Genomic DNA, 17,895 nt, shown 5'->3' with positions numbered 1-17,895 from the left:
TTAAGATAAAGAGTTGAAGTTGACATCAACTCTTTATCTTTTATTTTATTAGATTATTTATTTTTTACTAATTTTATCTACAGCATTTTTATAATTGTTTTCAATATGATTCCAATCAACTACGTTCCACCAAGCATCTATATATTCAAATCTTTTGTTTTGATATTTAAGATAGTAAGCATGTTCCCAAACATCAAGCCCTAATATAGGTTCATAACCATTTGTTATTGGATTATCTTGGTCTTTTGATTTAGTAATTACTAAATTTCCTTCTTTATCAAGGCAAAGCCAAGCCCATCCACTTCCAAATACCTTCTTTGCTGTTTCATTAAATTGTTGTTTGAAATTACCAAAGCTTCCAAAAGATTTATTAATGGCTTTAGCTAATTCTGGTTTAGGTTCCCCTGAATGAGGACTCATCATAAGCCAAAACATAGAGTGATTTAAGTACCCACCGCCATTATTTCTCACTTCAGTTCTTATATCTTGAGGTACTGTATCTAAGTGAGTTATTAATTCTTCAACAGACATAGATTTTAATTCAGGATGCTTTTCAAGAGCTTTATTAAGTCCATCTGCATATGCTTGATGATGTTTAGTATAATGGAGCTCCATTGTTTTAGCATCAATATAAGGCTCTAATGCATTATATTTATATGGTAATGGTGGTAGAACAAACTTACCATTAACCTTTTTTTCAAGTAATTTTGTTGTATTATTATTGTTTAGATTTACTTGTTCGTGTTTATTCTCATGAATTATATCTTTTACAGTCTCTTTTTTTGTAAACGAATTAAATGATATGGCTGTTAGTATAGTTTTTATAGTAACTATAAATATTAAAGTTATTATATTACGTTTTGACATGTTTACCTCCTTTTTTAAAAGTATGCTATTAAGCATACTTTCTGTAATTTTCTTCTATTTGCTTCCAATTTATTACATTCCACCATGCTTGAATGTAATCTACTCGTTTATTTTGATATTTGAGATAATATGCATGCTCCCAAACATCAAGTCCTAATATAGGTTGCGAATCTTGAGATATTGGGGTATCTTGATTTGGTGTTGAAGTAATAATTAATTTTCCAGCTTTATCAAAGGTTAGCCAAGCCCATCCGCTACCAAATACTTTTTTTGCAGTATTTGAAAATTCTTCTTTAAAAGCTTCAAACGTGCCCCAAATTTTTTTGATTTCGGTTTCAAGTTGACCTACCGGTTCTAAAGAACTATTTTTTGTCATCATTGTCCAAAACATTGAATGGTTCAAATGACCGCCGCCATTGTTTCTTACTTCGGTTCTTATTTTTTCTGGTAATTTATCAAGATTTGTGATCAAATCCTCTAGTGATAAATTTTGCAGTTCAGGATGGTTCTGTAAAGCAGCATTCAGATTGTTTACATAAGCTTGATGATGACCTGTATAGTGTATTTCCATAGTCTTGGCATCGATATAAGGTTCAAGTGCATCATAGAAATAGGGTAATTGGGGTAATTTGAACATAGTAATCCTAAAAATTTTAAATATATTATTTATTATCTATTTTACATTATTTATGTTATTTAACTCAATAATATAAAGATAATATCCAAATTCTTTACAAAGAATAACTCAATATAAGTATAATGCAATAAATTATTTTAATTTTAAAGCATCTTGCAAGTGTGTTAAAAATTATTCTGGAGTTATTAATATGAAAAAATTTTCAAGATTTTATAGAGAGTTCTTGATATTGTTACTTATCGGTTCTTTATATAATAATTTAATTATTTCTAATGATGCCGTGCATCAAAGTTTTACAGATCAAATTGAATCTTGGGCTAATTCTATGATTGAAACTTTACATTTAGTTAATTCTAAATCTTATTATCCTATTGGATTTGATGATTCTATGATTAAAGCTCTAGATGCCTTTGTAAAAAAGGATAGTCATTCTAGATTTTTAGGTCCTAAAGATTATAATGATTTAATTAAATCTACCAAAGGGGAATTTTATGGTATAGGAGTAGTCTTAGGGCCTAAGCGACCCGATGATGAATTTTTAACTATACTAGAAGTTATACCTGATAGTCCTTCTTATAATAAGGGATTACAGAAATTTGACAAAATAATTGCGATTGATAGCAAACCGGTCAATAGTTTAACTGTAGATGACGCTGTTAAATTACTTAAAGCAGAAAAACGGCACTCCCCTGTTGAATTAACTATTTTAAGAGATTCTAAAAGTGTTATAACTATAGTTGTGGAAAGAGATATTGTTAAAGAAGAGCACTTGGCAGGGTATCATTTTAGAAATCAAAATATTACTTATCTTGCGTTATCTATGTTTTCTGAAAAAACAGCTCAGAGATTAGAAAATTTTATAAAGAAAATTAACTTAAAAAATCCTAAAGGTCTAATACTAGATTTAAGAAATAATCCAGGAGGAATTTTAACATCAGCAGTTGATTGTGCATCTCTTTTTTTAGGTAAAGATAAACTAATAGTATCTACCAAAGACAAAAATCAGAAAATTCAAGAAGAGCTATATACTTCAAAAGAAAAGATAATTAAAGATATGCCGATAATAATACTTATAAATGATTTTACAGCTTCTGCTGCTGAAATTCTTGCAGGGGCGTTAAGGGCTTATTCATGTAATAATTTGTCAAAAGATAAATGTAATCCTCATATATTTTTATTAGGTACTACGTCTTATGGTAAAGGATCTGTTCAAGAAGTTATACCAATTTCAAATGATTGTGCTTTAAAGTTAACTACTTCTCTTTACTATTTACCTGATAACAAATCTATTGATTGTAAAGGTATAGAACCAGATTTTTACATTGATCAAAAATTTCCACCAAGTAACGACCTGAAATTGTTACATAAAATTTACGGTAAAGAGCGTAGAAATTTAAATGAAAAGGTAAAATTGGATAACCAAGAAAAAGATTATTTTAAAAAGAAAATAGAATTTATAAAAAATGATTGTCAGATTCAAGCAGCTGCTAATTTAATTTTACTTTTAGATTTAGGTCTTAGAAAATCAAATAAGCTATGTACTCGCCAAAATTCACTTAAATTTTTAAGTAAGAGTTTTATTGGAGATAAAACTTTAATTGAATATATAAATTAAAGTATTTAAGATTTTTTAACTGATAAGGTAGTTATGAAATTTATAAAACTATTAACCAAATGTTTATTTATTGTTATATTTTCTCTGATTTTATACAATGAGATGAAATCTGTTTGTAATCTTGGATCGCTTTCTAATAGGCAAAATTATAGTTTACCCAGTGATTCTTATCCTCAATCCATTGCTTTTTCACCTATATTTAATAGCAATCTTTTTGCTGCAGTTGCGAACTCTAATACTAATTATTTATCAATATATAGTGTAGATCAAACTACAGGCACATTTACAGAAATCTCAAGTTCAATCGGAACAGGCGGAGTACCTAGCGGTGTAGCCTTTTCGCCAATAACATCTGGAGGAAATTTATTTGCTGCCGTTTCTAATAGTGGAGGTGGTGTAACCGCATACAGTGTAGATCAAAGCGGAAATTTTATTTCTATAAATACATACAATGCTGGTTCTCAACCTTCTTCAGTAGCATTTTCTCCTATTGTCAATGGTAATCTATTTGTCGCAGTTACTAATGGTGGTACTTCTGGAAGCAATGGAGTTACTGTATATACGGTAGATGAAAGTACAGGGGTATTTAGTGTAGTTGGAAATTATACTACTGGTGGTCAACCTTCTTCGGTAGCATTTTCGCCAATAACGCCAAATGGAGATTTATTTGCTGCAGTTGCTAATTATGCTTCTAATAATATTTCTTTTTATCAAGTGGATACTAGTACTGGAGTTTTTAATTCTTTAGGGACTTACCAATCTAGTTCTACTGCCTCATGTATATCAGTAGCGTTTTCGCCAATAACGACTGAAGGTAATTTATTTGTTGCCGTTGCTAATTCTTCATTTACCGACAATAGTGTTACAATTTATCAGGTAAATACTCAAAATCTATCTCTTGATCTTATTAATACTTATGGTGCTGGAACATCTCCTCATGGAGTGGCATTTTCTTCTGTAGTATCTGAAAGCTTATTTCTTGGCGTTGCTAATCAATTATCTAGTAATATTTCTATGTATAGTGTAGATCAAAGTGCTGGAACTTTAACTTCAGTAGCTAATTATGCAACCAATCAATACCCTTATTCAATAGCATTTTCTCCGTTAACAACTACTGGGTACTTATTTCTAGGTACTGCTAATTATGGCGGTAATAATATTACTGTTTATAGTGTAGAAACAGCACCTATAGTTTCGATAACAGTCAGTTCGGAAAATGTGTGTGTAGGGTCAAGTATAACGTTAACAGTGGTAGCATTAGGAGGAAGTGGAAGTTATACTTATTCCTGGACATTGCCTGACGGTGGAACGTCAAGCGATAATCCATTGATTATATCAAGTGCAACTTCTTCTGATGGAGGTTCTTATCAAGTAACGGTAACCGATAGTAACGGTTGTCAAGGAATTCCAGATCCAGTTCAGATCACGGTATATTCTCGTCCTGAAGTTACGATACAACCAAGCAATACTTTCAGTACATGTGTAGAAGAAAGTGTAATATTTACAGCGGTACCAAGTGGAGGATCTGGTAACTTTGCTTATCAATGGTTTGATTCAAATGGAGATTTAGTAAATACTACAAATATATTGTCTGCAGATACAGGTACTGCTGGTGTATTTGATTATTCTTTTCAATTAACGGATACTGTAACTCAATGTGCAGTCGGAGTTACATTGATTCAGTTAACGGTAAATCCTAATCCAACGGTTACAATAAGTTCAGCTCCGCCAACAGCATGTTATGGAGGAAATGCAATATTAACAGCAAATGTAAGTGGTGGATCAGGGTCATATAGTTATCAGTGGTTATTAAATGGAAGTCCTATTCCTAGCGCAATTAGTCCAACATACATAGCTAATGATATAATTCCAGGAACAAATGATGGAGTGTATCAAGTGACAGTAACAGACACAATGACCACTTGTAGTACTACTTCAAGTGACTTTACAATACCAGTAGATCAGGTATCTGTGACATTAAATACAAGTTCTACTGCAATATGTCAGGGAGCATCAATAACCTTAACAGCAAATGTAACGAGTGGAACGCCTACTTATAGTTATGATTGGTATCAAAATGGAAGTCCATTGATCACAACATCTGATAATACCTATACAATAAATGACTTAAGTGCAGGAAACTATACATATCAAGTTATAGTAACCGATAGTAATAGTAATCCTTGTCAGGGCACTTCAAACTCAGTCCAGGTTACGGTATACTCTTTATTTGACCTTACAATACAACCAAGTGTTGCGCCAAGTACATGTGTAGGAGAAAGTATAACATTGACAGCGGTAGCAAGTGGAGGATCTGGTCACTTTGCATATCAGTGGACTGATTCAAGTGGGACTATAGTAAGTACTACAAGTACATTTTCTCCAGATACAAGTACTGCTGGAACTTTTCATTATAATTTTCAAGTAACAGATACGATATATGGATGTGAATTAGTAGGACCGATAATAGTAAAAGTAAACCCTAATCCAACAGCAGTATTAAATGGAATATCGCCAATATGTTTAGGAAGTTCATCGACATTGACATTAACGTTAACAGGAACATCGCCATATGATGTGACATGGTCAGATGGAGTTATACAAAGTAATGTAACATCTACAGTAACAAGAACAGTGTCACCAACATCAACAACAATTTACTATGCTACAGTAACAGATAATGATGGATGTACAGGAGTATCAAATAATTTTCAAGTGGTAGTAAATCCGAATCCAACGGTAACGATAACGCCAAATCCAGCTTCTGTATGTGTTGGATCTAATATAACATTAACAGCAATGCCATTAGGTGGAAGTGGAACTTATACAAATTATACTTGGACATTAAATGGCAGTCCGGTTGGAACTAATAGTCCTACATTGCAAATAAGTAGTGCAACTTTATCAGATGCAGGTACATATCAAGTAACGGTTATAGATAGCAATGGTTGCCAGGCTATGGGCACTGCTACAGTTTCTGTTGGTGAAGTAATAGTATCTGCAAATTCATCTCCAAGTACTGTCTGCTCTGGTAACTCTTCAACGTTAACAGCTGTTGTTACTTCAGGATTGGCTCCTTATACATATCAATGGACGGGACCCAATGGATTTACATCAACAGTTAACCCAGTTACAATTTCAAATATAACTTCATCTAATGCAGGAATATATCAAGTAACAGTTACAGATAGTAATGGTTGTCAAGGAACTGCAACAACTACTATTGTAGTTGATACTATAAATGTTAATATTACAGGTTCTAGTACTGTTTGCTTAGGATCAACAATTAATTTATCATCAAATGTAACAACAGGAGTAGCGCCATATGCGTACCAATGGACAGGACCTAATGGATTTACATCAACTAGTGCTTCAATAACTATATCAAATGCTCAACAAGTTAATTCAGGATTATATCAAGTAACAGTAACAGATAGTAATGGTTGTCAAGGAGTTGCATCTAGTTTGGTAACGGTGGATATTGTAAGTGTTAATGTTGTACCAAGTACTACTACAGCCTGTATAGGCTCAAATGTTACATTAACAGCAAATGTAACATCAGGTACATCACCGTATAGCTATAGTTGGGTAGGTCCTAATGGTTATACATCTACAGGTAATCCTATAACTATATCAAATATTAGTCTGTCAAATTCAGGAACTTATAGTGTGATAGTAACTGATAGCAATAATTGTACCGGCATGTCATCCTCTGCTGTTAATGTAAGTCAGTTAAGTGTGTCCGTTTCACCTTCATTAGAATCTGTATGTGTTGGATCCACTATAACATTAACAGCAAATGTAAGTGGAGGAACTACACCCTATAGTTATCAGTGGACCGGTCCTAATGGTTTTACGTCAACAGTTAATCCATTAGTTATTAATAATGCAACTTTATCAAATGCAGGCTTATATCAGGTAACAGTTACAGACACTAATAATTGTTCAGGCTCGAGTTCATCAGTAGTTAATGTAGGTCAGTTGAGTGTCTCAATTGTACCAGTATCGCAATCAATATGTATTGGATCAACAATAACATTAACAGCAAATGTAAATGGAGGAATTGAACCTTATAGCTATCAATGGCAAGGTCCTAATGGATTTACATCAAATAATCAAAATGTAACGATTAATAATGCAACTTTATCAAATGCAGGTACTTATCAACTAACAGTTACAGATATAAATGGTTGTTCCGGTGTAAGTTTAGCAACTGTTAATGTAGGTCAATTAAACGTATTAGTCTCTCCAGCAATGGAAGCAGTGTGTATTGGATCAACAATAACGTTAACTGCAAATCCTACAGGAGGAGTAGCGCCTTATACCTATCAATGGTCAGGTCCTAATGGGTTTATTTCAACAAGTAATCCAGCGATTATTAATAATGCAACTTTACTGGACTCAGGAGCCTATTATGTAGTAGTAACAGATGCGAATGGTTGCTCAGGAAGTGGTTCATCCAATATAAGTGTGGATCAAGTAATAGTATCTGTAAGTCCTTCAAATACTAGTGTATGCCCTGGCTCAACGGTAGTTTTAACAGCGAATGTAACAAGTGGGGTAGCACCATATACATATCAATGGTCAGGTCCTGATGGTTATAGTTTTACAGGAAATCCAGCAGTAATTTCTGGTATAAGTACTACAAATCAAGGAGTCTATACGGTAACAGTAATAGATGGTAATGGTTGCTCTGGAATAAGTACAGCAACAGTTGAAATAGGTGAGTTAGAAGTTCAAGTAAGTCCAGATACATTATCAACATGTTTAGGAGCAACGATCAATTTAACATCAAGTGTGTCAGGAGGAACATTGCCGTATACATATCAATGGACAGGTCCAAATGGATTTACATCGAATAACCCAAATATAGCTATAAGCAATGCAAGTGAATTAAATGCAGGTACTTATCAATTAGAAGTAACTGATGTAAATGGCTGTTCTTCCTTAGGGTTTTCTACAGTAACAATAAATGCTGTAAATGTTAATATAATTTCTGATTCAAACTTTTTTAATTTGGTAAATGCTAATGCAGTACAAAATATATGTCAGGGGACAACAATAACATTAACAGCTCAAGTAACATCAGGTAATCCGCCCTTTACATATCAATGGACAGGACCAAATGGATTTAGCTCAACTGAGCAAACGATAAATATACCAAATGCTCAACCAGTCAATTCTGGAACTTATAGAGTTGTAGTAACAAGTTGTGATATGTCAGGAGAAGTTTGTTGTACGGCTCAAAGTTCAGTTGATGTAGTTGTAAGTAATATTTCAGTTACAGTTACTCCATCATCTACTTCAGTATGCCCTGGATCTACAGTTACATTATCAACAAATGTAACGGGAGGGTCTGCTCCATATACCTATAGTTGGGCGGGTCCTAATGGATTTACAGCAAATACTCAAAATATAACGATAAATAATGTAAGTGAATTAACCTCAGGAGTGTATCAGGTAACAGTGACAGATAGTAACGGATGTGTAAGTATTGGGTCATCTCAAATTAATTTAGAAGATATAGTTATTGAAATAATACCAAACCCTGCAGTAGTAGCTCCAGGATCAGCAATAACATTAAGAGCTAATATAGTATGTGGCCAAGCGCCGTTTACCTATCAATGGACAGGTCCAAACGGATTTACATCTAATAGTCCAATAATAACTATCAATAATGCAAATGGATCAAACACAGGAACTTATACATTAACAGTAACAGATGCCAATGGTAATACAATAACAGAAACTATAGAAATTAGATTAGATGATTTAAGTGTAGATATAATCTCCAATACTTTAAATGTGCGTCAAGGTCAAACAATAGAATTAATAGCTCAAGTAAGTGGAGGTCAAGCTCCATACACTTATCAATGGTTTGGGCCAGCAGTGACCAGAAGTACTTCTGGTCAGTTGATATCAACTGATCAAATCCTTATTGTTAAAGATGCAACAACGGCAAACTCTGGTATTTATACAGTTATAGTAACTGATGCTTATGGTTTTACAGCAAGTGATTCTGTTAATGTTACTGTCAGAGCTACTAGCTCTTTAAGTAGTGCTATTGCTTCTAAGTATTGCTCTTAGTATTCATTTGATAGTAAAACTTAAAAAATAATTAAATTTATCTTAAGACCTAGAAATATTTCTAGGTCTTTTTATTTGTAAGTCAATGAAATATAAACTTTATAGCAAAATAACTTTATATTGAATAAGTTTACAAATAAAAGTTAAAATAATACTGATAATTTATTAAGGAGAAATAATGAAAAAGTTTTTTAAAATTATATTAATATTACCATTGATATTTATAGAAGATATTTTATGTAAAAATGTAAATGAACATAAGATTCCTGGAACGTTTATTAATAGGCATGATTATGATTCTGGTATAACCTCGAATTATGTTGCATTTTCTCCTCTTAATTCTGAGGGACAATTTTTTGCTGCTATATCTAACTTTGGAGACTTTGGAAAGAAAAATGGGAGTGTTTCTGTATATAGTATAAATAATGAGGGAATATTTTCTTATTTAAAGTTTCCAGTTTCTTCAGGTGAGAATCCAACTTCAATAGCCTTTTCACCTTTAACTCATGAAAACAAGCTATTTGCTGCTTTAGTTGATTTAACTTCTGAAAATGTTTTGATTTATGACGTTAATGTAATTTCTGGAGAGTTTAAAGAAATTGCTAGTTATGATGTTGTACTTCCATTTTCAGTTGCATTTGCGCCAATAATATTAGAAAATAAACTTTTCTTTGCAATTGCAAATAATGGCGTTTCTATTTATAGTTTGGACTTAAGCACAAACAAAGTTCTAAGAGTTGATTATAAAATGGGAATGGATACCTTTTCAGTATCTTATTCACCGATAACCAAAAATGGAGATTTATTTATAGCAGCCGTTAATTATAAAACCAGTATAGTTTCATTTTATAAAGTTGATAAGGTTTCAGGTAGACTCCAATTTGTAAATGACGTTCAAACTGGAACTAATCCTAATTCGGTATCATTTTCACCAATAACACCAAATGGGGATTTATTTGCTGCAGTTTCCAATCATTCATCTAATACTGTTTCAGTATATAAATTAGATATAAATAATTACAGATTTGATCTATTGTCTAGTTATCCAACAGAGTCATCTCCTAACTCGGTATCATTTTCACCAATAACACCAAATGGGGATTTATTTGCTGCAGTTGCTAATCATTCATCTAATACTGTTTCAGTATATAATGTTGATAAAAATAATGGTAAATTTATGACTATAGGTAATTATTCCACTGGAGATTTGCCATTTTCAGTGGCATTTTCGCCAATAAATTTATCAGGTAAATTATTTTCAGCAGTAGCTAATGGATCAGGTAAGGTTTCAGTATATCAAGTAGAATTAGAATCTTAATTGTCTAGATATAAAGTGTAAATAAAAAATTTTGATTTTTATTTTACTAGGTGATTTGAGCGTTAAATACTAATTTAGCGCTCTTGAGGTTAATTTAACTCATTTAAAATTATAAATTTATTTATAGCAGAAAAATTTAATTTTAATTTGTATTCTTTATTATATAAGGAGGGTTAATGAAAAAGTTTCCTAAAGTTATATTAATATTACCGCTGATGTTTATAGGTAATATTCTATGCCAAAATATAGATGAGAATAATATTCCGGGATCATTTATTAATAGGCAAGATTATGGTTCTGGTATATCACCAAGCGATGTAGCTTTCTCTCCTCTTACCTCTCAAGGAAAACTTTTTGCAGCAGTTTCTAATTTTGGGGATTTTGGTAATAATAATGGCAGTTTAGCAACTTATAGTGTAAATAATGGTTTTTTATCTTATTTAAAATTTCCTGTATCTGTTGGTGAAAATCCTTCTTCAATAGCGTTTTCTTCTTTAGTTGATTCAAATAAATTATTTGCTGCTGTAGTCAATTTTTTATCTGAAAATGTTTTTATATACAGTGTAGATATAGATACTGGAGAATTTAAGCAAATAGCTAATTATAATGCAGGCCGCTTTCCTTATTCAGTGTCATTTATGCCGGTAACATCAAAAGATAAATTGTTCTTTGCAGTTGTTAATGAGGGTGCATCTACAGGTGAAGATGGTCTATCAGTTTATAGTATAGATTTAAATACTAATACTGTATCACTTCCAGTTAATTATCAGACAGGTAAGATTCCTTTTGCTGTTTCTTTTTCGCCTATTACCCAAGATGGTAATGTATTTGCTGGAGTTGCTAATTATGGTTCTAATACTGTTTCATTTTACCAAGTTGATGCCAATACAGGTATTTTTAAATTTATTTATGAGTCTCCAGTTGGTAGAAATCCCAATTCTATTGCATTTTCACCTATAACAGAGAATAATAAATTATTTGTTGCAGTAACAAATTATAGATCTAATACTGTTTCAGTTTATGATGTTAATGTAGAAAATGGTAAGTTTAACTTACTATTTAGTCCTTCTACAGGAGCTTATCCTTTATCTGTAGCATTTTCACCAATTATTTCTAATAATGAGCTATTTGCTGCTGTAGCTAATCATTCTTCTAATAATGTTTCGGTGTATAACGTAGACATAAATAACGGTAATTTTAAGTTTGTAGGTAACTATAGAACAGGAGATATTCCATTTTCTGTAGCATTTTCACCAATTACTTCTAATGGCAAACTGTTTGCAGCTACTGCAAATGCAGGCTCAGCTAATATATCTATTTTTCAAGTTGTACTAGGATCTTAAAAAGGGGATAATTCCCCTTTTATTCCACAGTTACTGATTTTGCTAAATTTCTTGGCTTATCTATTGGACGATTTAAATTCTTTGCAATTTGATACGCGAAAAATTGCATTATTCCAGTTAAAGCAAGAGGTTCAAGTAATGTTTTGACTTGAGGTATTACAAATGAATAATCAGATAGTTCTATTAATTCCTTTTGCCCTTCAAATGCAAATGTTACTAAATGACCAGATCGAGCTTTTATTTCTTGAGCGTTTATTACTAATTTTTTATATATATTATTATCCATAGAAGAGAACATAAATACTGGAGTATCTTGATCAATTAATGCTAAAAGACCATGCTTTAATTCACCTGCTGGACAAGCTTCAGTAAATATATACGATATTTCTTTTAATTTTAATGCTGCTTCCATAGCAATAGGATAACTTATAAATTTACCTAAAAATAAATGGTACTTGAATTTAGAATAATATGGGGCTAATTTCTCAATTATATCTTGTTTATAATCTTCTATTATACCCTCTAATAATTCTGCAGTTATAAGTAAATTGTCTTTTGATATATCGAGTATTTCTTTATTTATAATTGATTTTTCAAATGCTATTTTGTGTGAAATCCAATAAAGAGAAGCAAGTTGTGCAGAAAAGACTTTGGTAGAAGCAACAGCTATTTCAGGTCCTGCATGTGTTAAAAAGTATCCTTTAGATTCTCGAGTAATAGTACTTGATTTTACATTAGTTAAAGCAATGGTATGTATATTTTTTTCATTTAAAAATCTTAGGCTTTCTAAAGTATCAGCTGTTTCACCAGATTGAGAAAGAGCTATAGCAATGCTTGATTTTTTTGCAAAAAAGTTAGAATGTCTAAGTTCTGATGATAGATGTATACTGGTTTCGATATTTGCAATATTTTCAAAAAATATCTTTGCAATGTTAGCAGCATGCCAAGAAGAACCACAACCTATTAAATATATATGGTCTAAATTCCGAATATCATCTATACCGTTTGCAAATCCTAATTGATTCCATAAGCTATTTTCTATTTCTTTGAATTTATGAACTAATCCTTGAATTACCTTTTTTTGTTCATATATCTCTTTAAGCATATAATGTTCATAGCCTTGTTTCCCGTCTGCTGACCAATTGATATCAACTATTTGAAACTCAAGTGGTAAAGATTTACCCTCGAAATCATAAAGTTCGATTTTGTTTTGTTTGACTAATGCAAAACTTTTATCGGGTACAAATAGGACTTGATTGGTTTTACCTGCAAATCCTAAGGCATCGGATGCTATGAATACTTCATTGTCTCCGTAGCCTATGCATAATGGAGAGCTTTTGCGTATGAGCAATATAGCATCGGGATAATCTTGAATTAAAAAAGCAAGAGCATAAGCTCCTTTTATATGTTTTACTAATTCGACAATCGCTTTATTTAAGTCTTTGGTCGATATTAATAACTCTTCTAATAAATGAGCTACAACTTCTGTATCGGTTTGAGAATAAAAAACGTGCCCTGACTTTTCTAGTTTTGTTTTAATTTCTAAATAATTTTCTATAATTCCATTGTGTACAATAGATATATTTTTGTTGCAATCAAAGTGAGGATGAGCATTTTCAGTTGATGCAATACCGTGAGTAGACCATCTGGTGTGACCTATACCAGCAAAACCATCAATTGTAGTGTTTTCTAAGTTATTTATTAAATTTTTTACACCGCCTTGTGCTTTTGTGTAAATTAGGCGTTGATCTTGAGGATGTAAGCATACAAAACCTGCTGAATCGTAGCCTCTGTATTCTAATCTAGTTAAGCCTTCCATTATTATAGATCGGCAATAATTTTTGCCTATATATCCAACTACACTGCACATATTTCGTTGTCCTAAATATAATTATAACTTTTTACAATAAATTTGTGTTTTAGAATAACAAAAGTTTATAAAAAAAAATAGATAAAAAAATAAGCCCTCGTATGCAAGAGGGCTTTAAACAATAAATAATATTGTAATATTTTTTAACGTTTTACGAATTGGAACTTACGACGAGCGCCACGTTGACCATATTTTTTACGTTCTTTTAATCTTGAATCTACAGTTAAAAGAGCATGTTCTTTTAATAAAGGACGTAAAGTATCATTAGCTTCTACTAAAGCACGAGCAATGCCAAGTTTAACAGCGTCCGCTTGAGCAATGATTCCACCGCCACATACGTTAACTACAACGTCATAGATTTTTGCTGCATTTTGATATATTTCAAACGGTTTGTAAGCTGCTATGCGAGCTACATCTGTGTCGAAGTATTCATTATAAGCTTTATGATTTACTACTATTTTACCTTGCCCTCTTTTTAACCAAACACGAGCGACTGCAGATTTTCTTCTACCTACACCGTGTGCTAAAGGTTGATTGGAGCTTCTTGATGTCATTTTTATATCCATACTTTACCTTATTTGATTATTTAATTTTACTTAAACTCTATAGTTTATATAATTCTAAAAAATTTTGGAGCCGATGATCGGACTTGAACCGACGACCTACTGATTACGAATCAGTTGCTCTACCACTGAGCTACATCGGCTTTAAAAAATTATAACATATATTAAAAAATATACAATAAATTATAGCTTGTTGAATTTAAAATCTGCTATTATGCCGACTCTCTTTCTTCAAGAGCTTCCTGGCATATTAGGCATCTGGTTGAATTAGGAAATAATAATAGTCTTTTTTCTGATATAGGTTTACCGCAGTCAACACATATACCATAAGTACCTTTTTCGATCATATCAAGTGCCTTTAGAATCATTTTATATTCATCAAGCTCAGTATTATGAAGAGATATTTTAATATCTTCAAGTGATGAAGTAAGTGCTTGATCTGCTGTATCTTGAACTATATCTTCACTTACTTTTTCTTTATACAATCGAGAAAGACCATTTTCTAATTCTTCTTTTCTTAATATAAGTTTTTTTTTGATAGTTTCTAAATTACTCACTTTTGGATTTCCTTTTATTTTTAAAAAATTGATTTAACAGCGTCTCTATCTTATCAGATAAAATACCTTGAGTAATACCCTTAATATGTTTTTTATATAAATTAGGACAACTTTGATTGTCAATATTATACCCAAAAAGAGGAGATTTTACGCCATAAACTATTCGTTCTATTCTACTTAAAGCTATTAATCCACTACACATTAAGCATGGCTCTAATGTTATATAAATGGTACAACCATTTAATCGCCAGTTCTTTATTTTTTTGCAAGCTCTTTCAATAGCTATTATTTCAGCATGTTTGCTTTGTGACAATTTGCTTTCTACTTTGTTGTATCCTCTACTTAAAATTTTTTTATCTTTAGATATAATTATAGCCCCTACAGGCAGCTCAGACTTATTGAAAGCAAGTTTTGCTTGTTTTAAAGCAAGAGCCATAAAAAATTGGTCTTCTTTTTTTGTGTAATTATTCATAAGTATTTAATGATTTTATTTGGAATTTTTAGTCGATATTAAATTATATCATTAATTTATTAAAAATGAAATATTTTTAACTTCTCAAATTGATAAAGCTGTTTTTTTGCTCTTTATTTTTATTGATTATTATCATTTGTTATTTGTAATATATATCTAGTTAAAGATTTGGGCTATTGCAATTTTGATAAAATTTTCTATGAAATGGACGGTTATTTGGAGGTTGTCTATGAAAAACATTAATTATATAAGTTATTTATTATTTTTTTTAGGACTTAATATTTATTGTTTGGAAGATAATTTAGATGTTTGGTGTTTGCCTAATGATTCAAGATGTTATCATGAGGTTACTTTTTTAACATCTCATAATTCATTTTCAAGTGAAGAAGATGGGTATATGCAACCACAACAAAAATGGAGTTTAGAAAATCAATTAAAAAACGGCGTTAGAGGTTTTATGTTAGATACTCATTATTCTTCTAATTTTTTTAGGGGTAAGAAAAAAATTAGATTGTGTCATAATAATTGTACTCTTACTCAAATGGTCTTAAGACCCTTTAAAGGGAAACCGATGAGTCTTAAGAAATCTTTTAAAATCTTTAAAGAATTTTTAGAGAAAAACGATAAAGAAATTATTACTTTATTTTTGGAAAATTATACTGAAGGTAAAGACCTTGATGATGTAATTGAGTCTTCAGGGATTAAAGATTTAATTTTGACTCCTAGTATTTGGGATCCCTGTAAGAAAGACGGATGGCCTAAAGTTAAATGGATGCAAAAGAATAATAAACGTATGGTTATATTTAATCAAAAAGGCCAGACTAGGTATATCTATGATGAATGGAGTTGTCATCTTGAGAATCAATATGGTACTACAAATGTCAATCGAGCAAGTCAAGAGAGATTAGAGTCTATTGCTGCAGGTAAGGATCAAGATAGATATATCTATGTTATGAATTACTTTCCTCATTTTTATATAAAACCCTTTCAAAGAATAAATTTTGAAAGAATTAATTCCCAAGGTGTACCAAAGCTATTAGATAATTGTCTAAAGAGTAAAGTATTTGGCAAAAGGTATCCTAATTTTATAGCGGTAGATTTTGTCAATGAAGGTAATTTGATGCGGCTGGTAAATGAGATTAATAACAAGGCCAACGATCGGAAAACTAGAAAGTTAATGTACTCAAAATTAGTCAAAAAAAATTCTTGATTTTAATTAATGTTAGTTTGATTTAATAAAGCAAAAAATAATATTAAATGCTTTTGCTAATGATTTGCATTTAAGATTTAAAGACGAATATATGTAAAGGGTATAAAGTATAGGGAAGAACTAAGAAAAAGATTTATTAATCTATTGCTATTAAAATAAAGTTTGATAGAATATTTGCATTGTTAATTAACTAAAACAATTAATTTCGAAGAGTTTATGAACTTAAAATTATTACATTTTAGAATTTTCATTAGTAGTTAGCGTTCTTGAGATGGCTATAATATGACCATAATCCGATATCTTAAACAGGCTATATTTAAATTGTTTCTTATATTACTAGCTGGCTTAATCGCTATATTATTAAGAACATATTTAATGGGACCATATGATTATCCTACGTTTTATTTTACATGGCAATTTATTATTACATTTATTATTTTCAATATGCTATTTCAATATTTAAGGGATTTAGGCTTTTTTGGTGATATAATAATATAAGTATACTTGCTAAAACAAGGTGATTTCTTATAATCCTGATTTAAATACTGTAGCTTTGTTCATTATTACCAGGCTTATTTTTTTATAATGCATATAAAAATGTTTATTTCCGGATAATTCTTTACCAGCTTTGATTTCTTAATTATTTGATACATTAAATGCTAATTGAGAGTTGCTATTAAAATAAAGTTTGATAGAATATTGTGTTGTTACTTAACTAAAACAATTATGTTTAAGGAATTTATGAACTTAAAATATTATTACATGGTGGCATTAATCATATCTTTTTAAGTTCTATTTAAATCATTATGAATAAATCAGAAGAACGTTTGTTCAAATTTAAGCAAGAATGGATAACGATATTATATTTATGCACTATACAAATAGTGTTAAATTTTACTTTTCCACCCTTTAGTAGATTACAGTTTCCTTTAAGTTTTATTTTTCCAACTATATTAAGTTTTGTAACTACTTGTTGTTATATTCAGCTTTTTCTCTATCCTGAAAAATTAGTACGTCGTGTAAATTTAGAATACTTAGATGATGCGCCTGCTAACCTTAGATATATTTTTAAGGCTATGGAAAGAATAGGATTTATAATTATATTTAATATTGGATCATTTTTGGCTTGGTACTATAATATACATGATATACATGGGATATATTATATTATTTACTATTTACATTCTCTTATAGCTTGCACATTAATCTACCGTGCTGTTAAAAGATCGCAAATTTGAGAAAATTAGAAGAATTTATTATTTTGATAGATCTTTCTGATCATATTTATTTTATTATTCTTAAACCAAGATGACTCATAGACAAAATTCTTATGAAAAACATAATATTATAGAATCT

General features: G+C 30.8%; 12 protein-coding genes and 1 tRNA gene. 6 read left to right on the top strand and 7 right to left on the bottom strand.

Annotated features, from left to right (window positions below; translation table 11 throughout):
• Positions 1-57: 57 nt before the first annotated feature.
• Both BABL1_RS01005 and BABL1_RS01000 read right to left on the bottom strand, forming a co-directional pair.
• The gene (locus tag BABL1_RS01005; protein WP_023791254.1) at positions 58-867 is read right to left on the bottom strand and encodes a superoxide dismutase; all 810 of its coding nucleotides are present in this window, start codon (positions 865-867) and stop codon (positions 58-60) included.
• A gap of 28 nt (positions 868-895) precedes the next feature.
• Positions 896-1,504 carry a superoxide dismutase gene (locus tag BABL1_RS01000; RefSeq protein ID WP_023791252.1) on the bottom strand — a complete coding sequence of 203 codons (609 nt, stop codon included), beginning with the start codon at positions 1,502-1,504 and terminating at the stop codon, positions 896-898.
• A gap of 190 nt (positions 1,505-1,694) precedes the next feature.
• Between BABL1_RS01000 and BABL1_RS00995 the strand changes: the two genes are divergently transcribed.
• The 4 genes from BABL1_RS00995 (at position 1,695) to BABL1_RS00980 (ending at position 11,867) form a co-directional block, all read left to right on the top strand.
• On the top strand, positions 1,695-3,119 hold the full coding sequence (locus BABL1_RS00995; protein ID WP_023791250.1) for a S41 family peptidase: 1,425 nt from the start codon (positions 1,695-1,697) through the stop codon (positions 3,117-3,119).
• A gap of 33 nt (positions 3,120-3,152) precedes the next feature.
• A complete protein-coding gene (locus BABL1_RS05165) occupies positions 3,153-9,206 on the top strand; it encodes an immunoglobulin domain-containing protein (protein WP_023791248.1) in 6,054 nt (2,017 codons plus the stop codon).
• 178 nt (positions 9,207-9,384) lie between these two features.
• Entirely contained in the window at positions 9,385-10,524 is a 1,140-nt protein-coding gene (locus tag BABL1_RS00985) for a lactonase family protein (protein ID WP_023791246.1), read from the top strand.
• A gap of 176 nt (positions 10,525-10,700) precedes the next feature.
• Positions 10,701-11,867: a lactonase family protein gene (locus BABL1_RS00980; protein ID WP_023791245.1), complete on the top strand. Its 1,167-nt coding sequence runs from the start codon at positions 10,701-10,703 to the stop codon at positions 11,865-11,867.
• A gap of 19 nt (positions 11,868-11,886) precedes the next feature.
• On the opposite strand, the gene glmS is transcribed toward BABL1_RS00980, so the two are convergent.
• The 5 genes from glmS to BABL1_RS00955 form a co-directional block, all read right to left on the bottom strand.
• Positions 11,887-13,737, bottom strand: a complete 1,851-nt coding sequence (glmS, locus tag BABL1_RS00975; protein ID WP_023791243.1) for a glutamine--fructose-6-phosphate transaminase (isomerizing) — start codon at positions 13,735-13,737, stop codon at positions 11,887-11,889.
• 143 nt (positions 13,738-13,880) lie between these two features.
• A complete protein-coding gene (gene rpsI, locus BABL1_RS00970) occupies positions 13,881-14,303 on the bottom strand; it encodes a 30S ribosomal protein S9 (RefSeq protein ID WP_023791241.1) in 423 nt (140 codons plus the stop codon).
• A gap of 65 nt (positions 14,304-14,368) precedes the next feature.
• Positions 14,369-14,443: transfer RNA gene (locus tag BABL1_RS00965), tRNA-Thr, on the bottom strand.
• A gap of 69 nt (positions 14,444-14,512) precedes the next feature.
• Entirely contained in the window at positions 14,513-14,857 is a 345-nt protein-coding gene (locus BABL1_RS00960; protein WP_023791239.1) for a TraR/DksA family transcriptional regulator, read from the bottom strand.
• Positions 14,850-15,329: a nucleoside deaminase gene (locus tag BABL1_RS00955; protein ID WP_023791237.1), complete on the bottom strand. Its 480-nt coding sequence runs from the start codon at positions 15,327-15,329 to the stop codon at positions 14,850-14,852. Before BABL1_RS00955 ends, BABL1_RS00960 begins: the two co-directional genes overlap by 8 nt.
• A gap of 229 nt (positions 15,330-15,558) precedes the next feature.
• Here BABL1_RS00955 and BABL1_RS00950 point away from each other — a divergent pair, with 229 nt between their 5' ends.
• The gene (locus tag BABL1_RS00950; protein ID WP_023791235.1) at positions 15,559-16,539 is read left to right on the top strand and encodes a phosphoinositide-specific phospholipase C-related protein; all 981 of its coding nucleotides are present in this window, start codon (positions 15,559-15,561) and stop codon (positions 16,537-16,539) included.
• Between the two features lie 806 nt (positions 16,540-17,345).
• Positions 17,346-17,777 carry a hypothetical protein gene (locus BABL1_RS00940; RefSeq protein WP_023791231.1) on the top strand — a complete coding sequence of 144 codons (432 nt, stop codon included), beginning with the start codon at positions 17,346-17,348 and terminating at the stop codon, positions 17,775-17,777.
• Positions 17,778-17,895: the final 118 nt, after the last annotated feature.

This window comes from Candidatus Babela massiliensis (assembly GCF_000513475.1).
GTDB lineage: Bacteria > Babelota > Babeliae > Babelales > Babelaceae > Babela > Babela massiliensis.
This window is presented reverse-complemented; position numbering and strand designations above follow the sequence as displayed.

Bases quoted from the DNA above. Each gene is read 5' to 3' on its own strand.
- BABL1_RS01005 (WP_023791254.1), bottom strand. From the start codon at position 867: ATGTCAAAACGTAATATAATAACTTTAATATTTATAGTTACTATAAAA.
- BABL1_RS01000 (WP_023791252.1), bottom strand. From the start codon at position 1,504: ATGTTCAAATTACCCCAATTACCCTATTTCTATGATGCACTTGAACCT.
- BABL1_RS00995 (WP_023791250.1), top strand. From the start codon at position 1,695: ATGAAAAAATTTTCAAGATTTTATAGAGAGTTCTTGATATTGTTACTT.
- BABL1_RS05165 (WP_023791248.1), top strand. From the start codon at position 3,153: ATGAAATTTATAAAACTATTAACCAAATGTTTATTTATTGTTATATTT.
- BABL1_RS00985 (WP_023791246.1), top strand. From the start codon at position 9,385: ATGAAAAAGTTTTTTAAAATTATATTAATATTACCATTGATATTTATA.
- BABL1_RS00980 (WP_023791245.1), top strand. From the start codon at position 10,701: ATGAAAAAGTTTCCTAAAGTTATATTAATATTACCGCTGATGTTTATA.
- glmS (WP_023791243.1), bottom strand. From the start codon at position 13,737: ATGTGCAGTGTAGTTGGATATATAGGCAAAAATTATTGCCGATCTATA.
- rpsI (WP_023791241.1), bottom strand. From the start codon at position 14,303: ATGGATATAAAAATGACATCAAGAAGCTCCAATCAACCTTTAGCACAC.
- BABL1_RS00955 (WP_023791237.1), bottom strand. From the start codon at position 15,329: ATGAATAATTACACAAAAAAAGAAGACCAATTTTTTATGGCTCTTGCT.
- BABL1_RS00950 (WP_023791235.1), top strand. From the start codon at position 15,559: ATGAAAAACATTAATTATATAAGTTATTTATTATTTTTTTTAGGACTT.
- BABL1_RS00940 (WP_023791231.1), top strand. From the start codon at position 17,346: ATGAATAAATCAGAAGAACGTTTGTTCAAATTTAAGCAAGAATGGATA.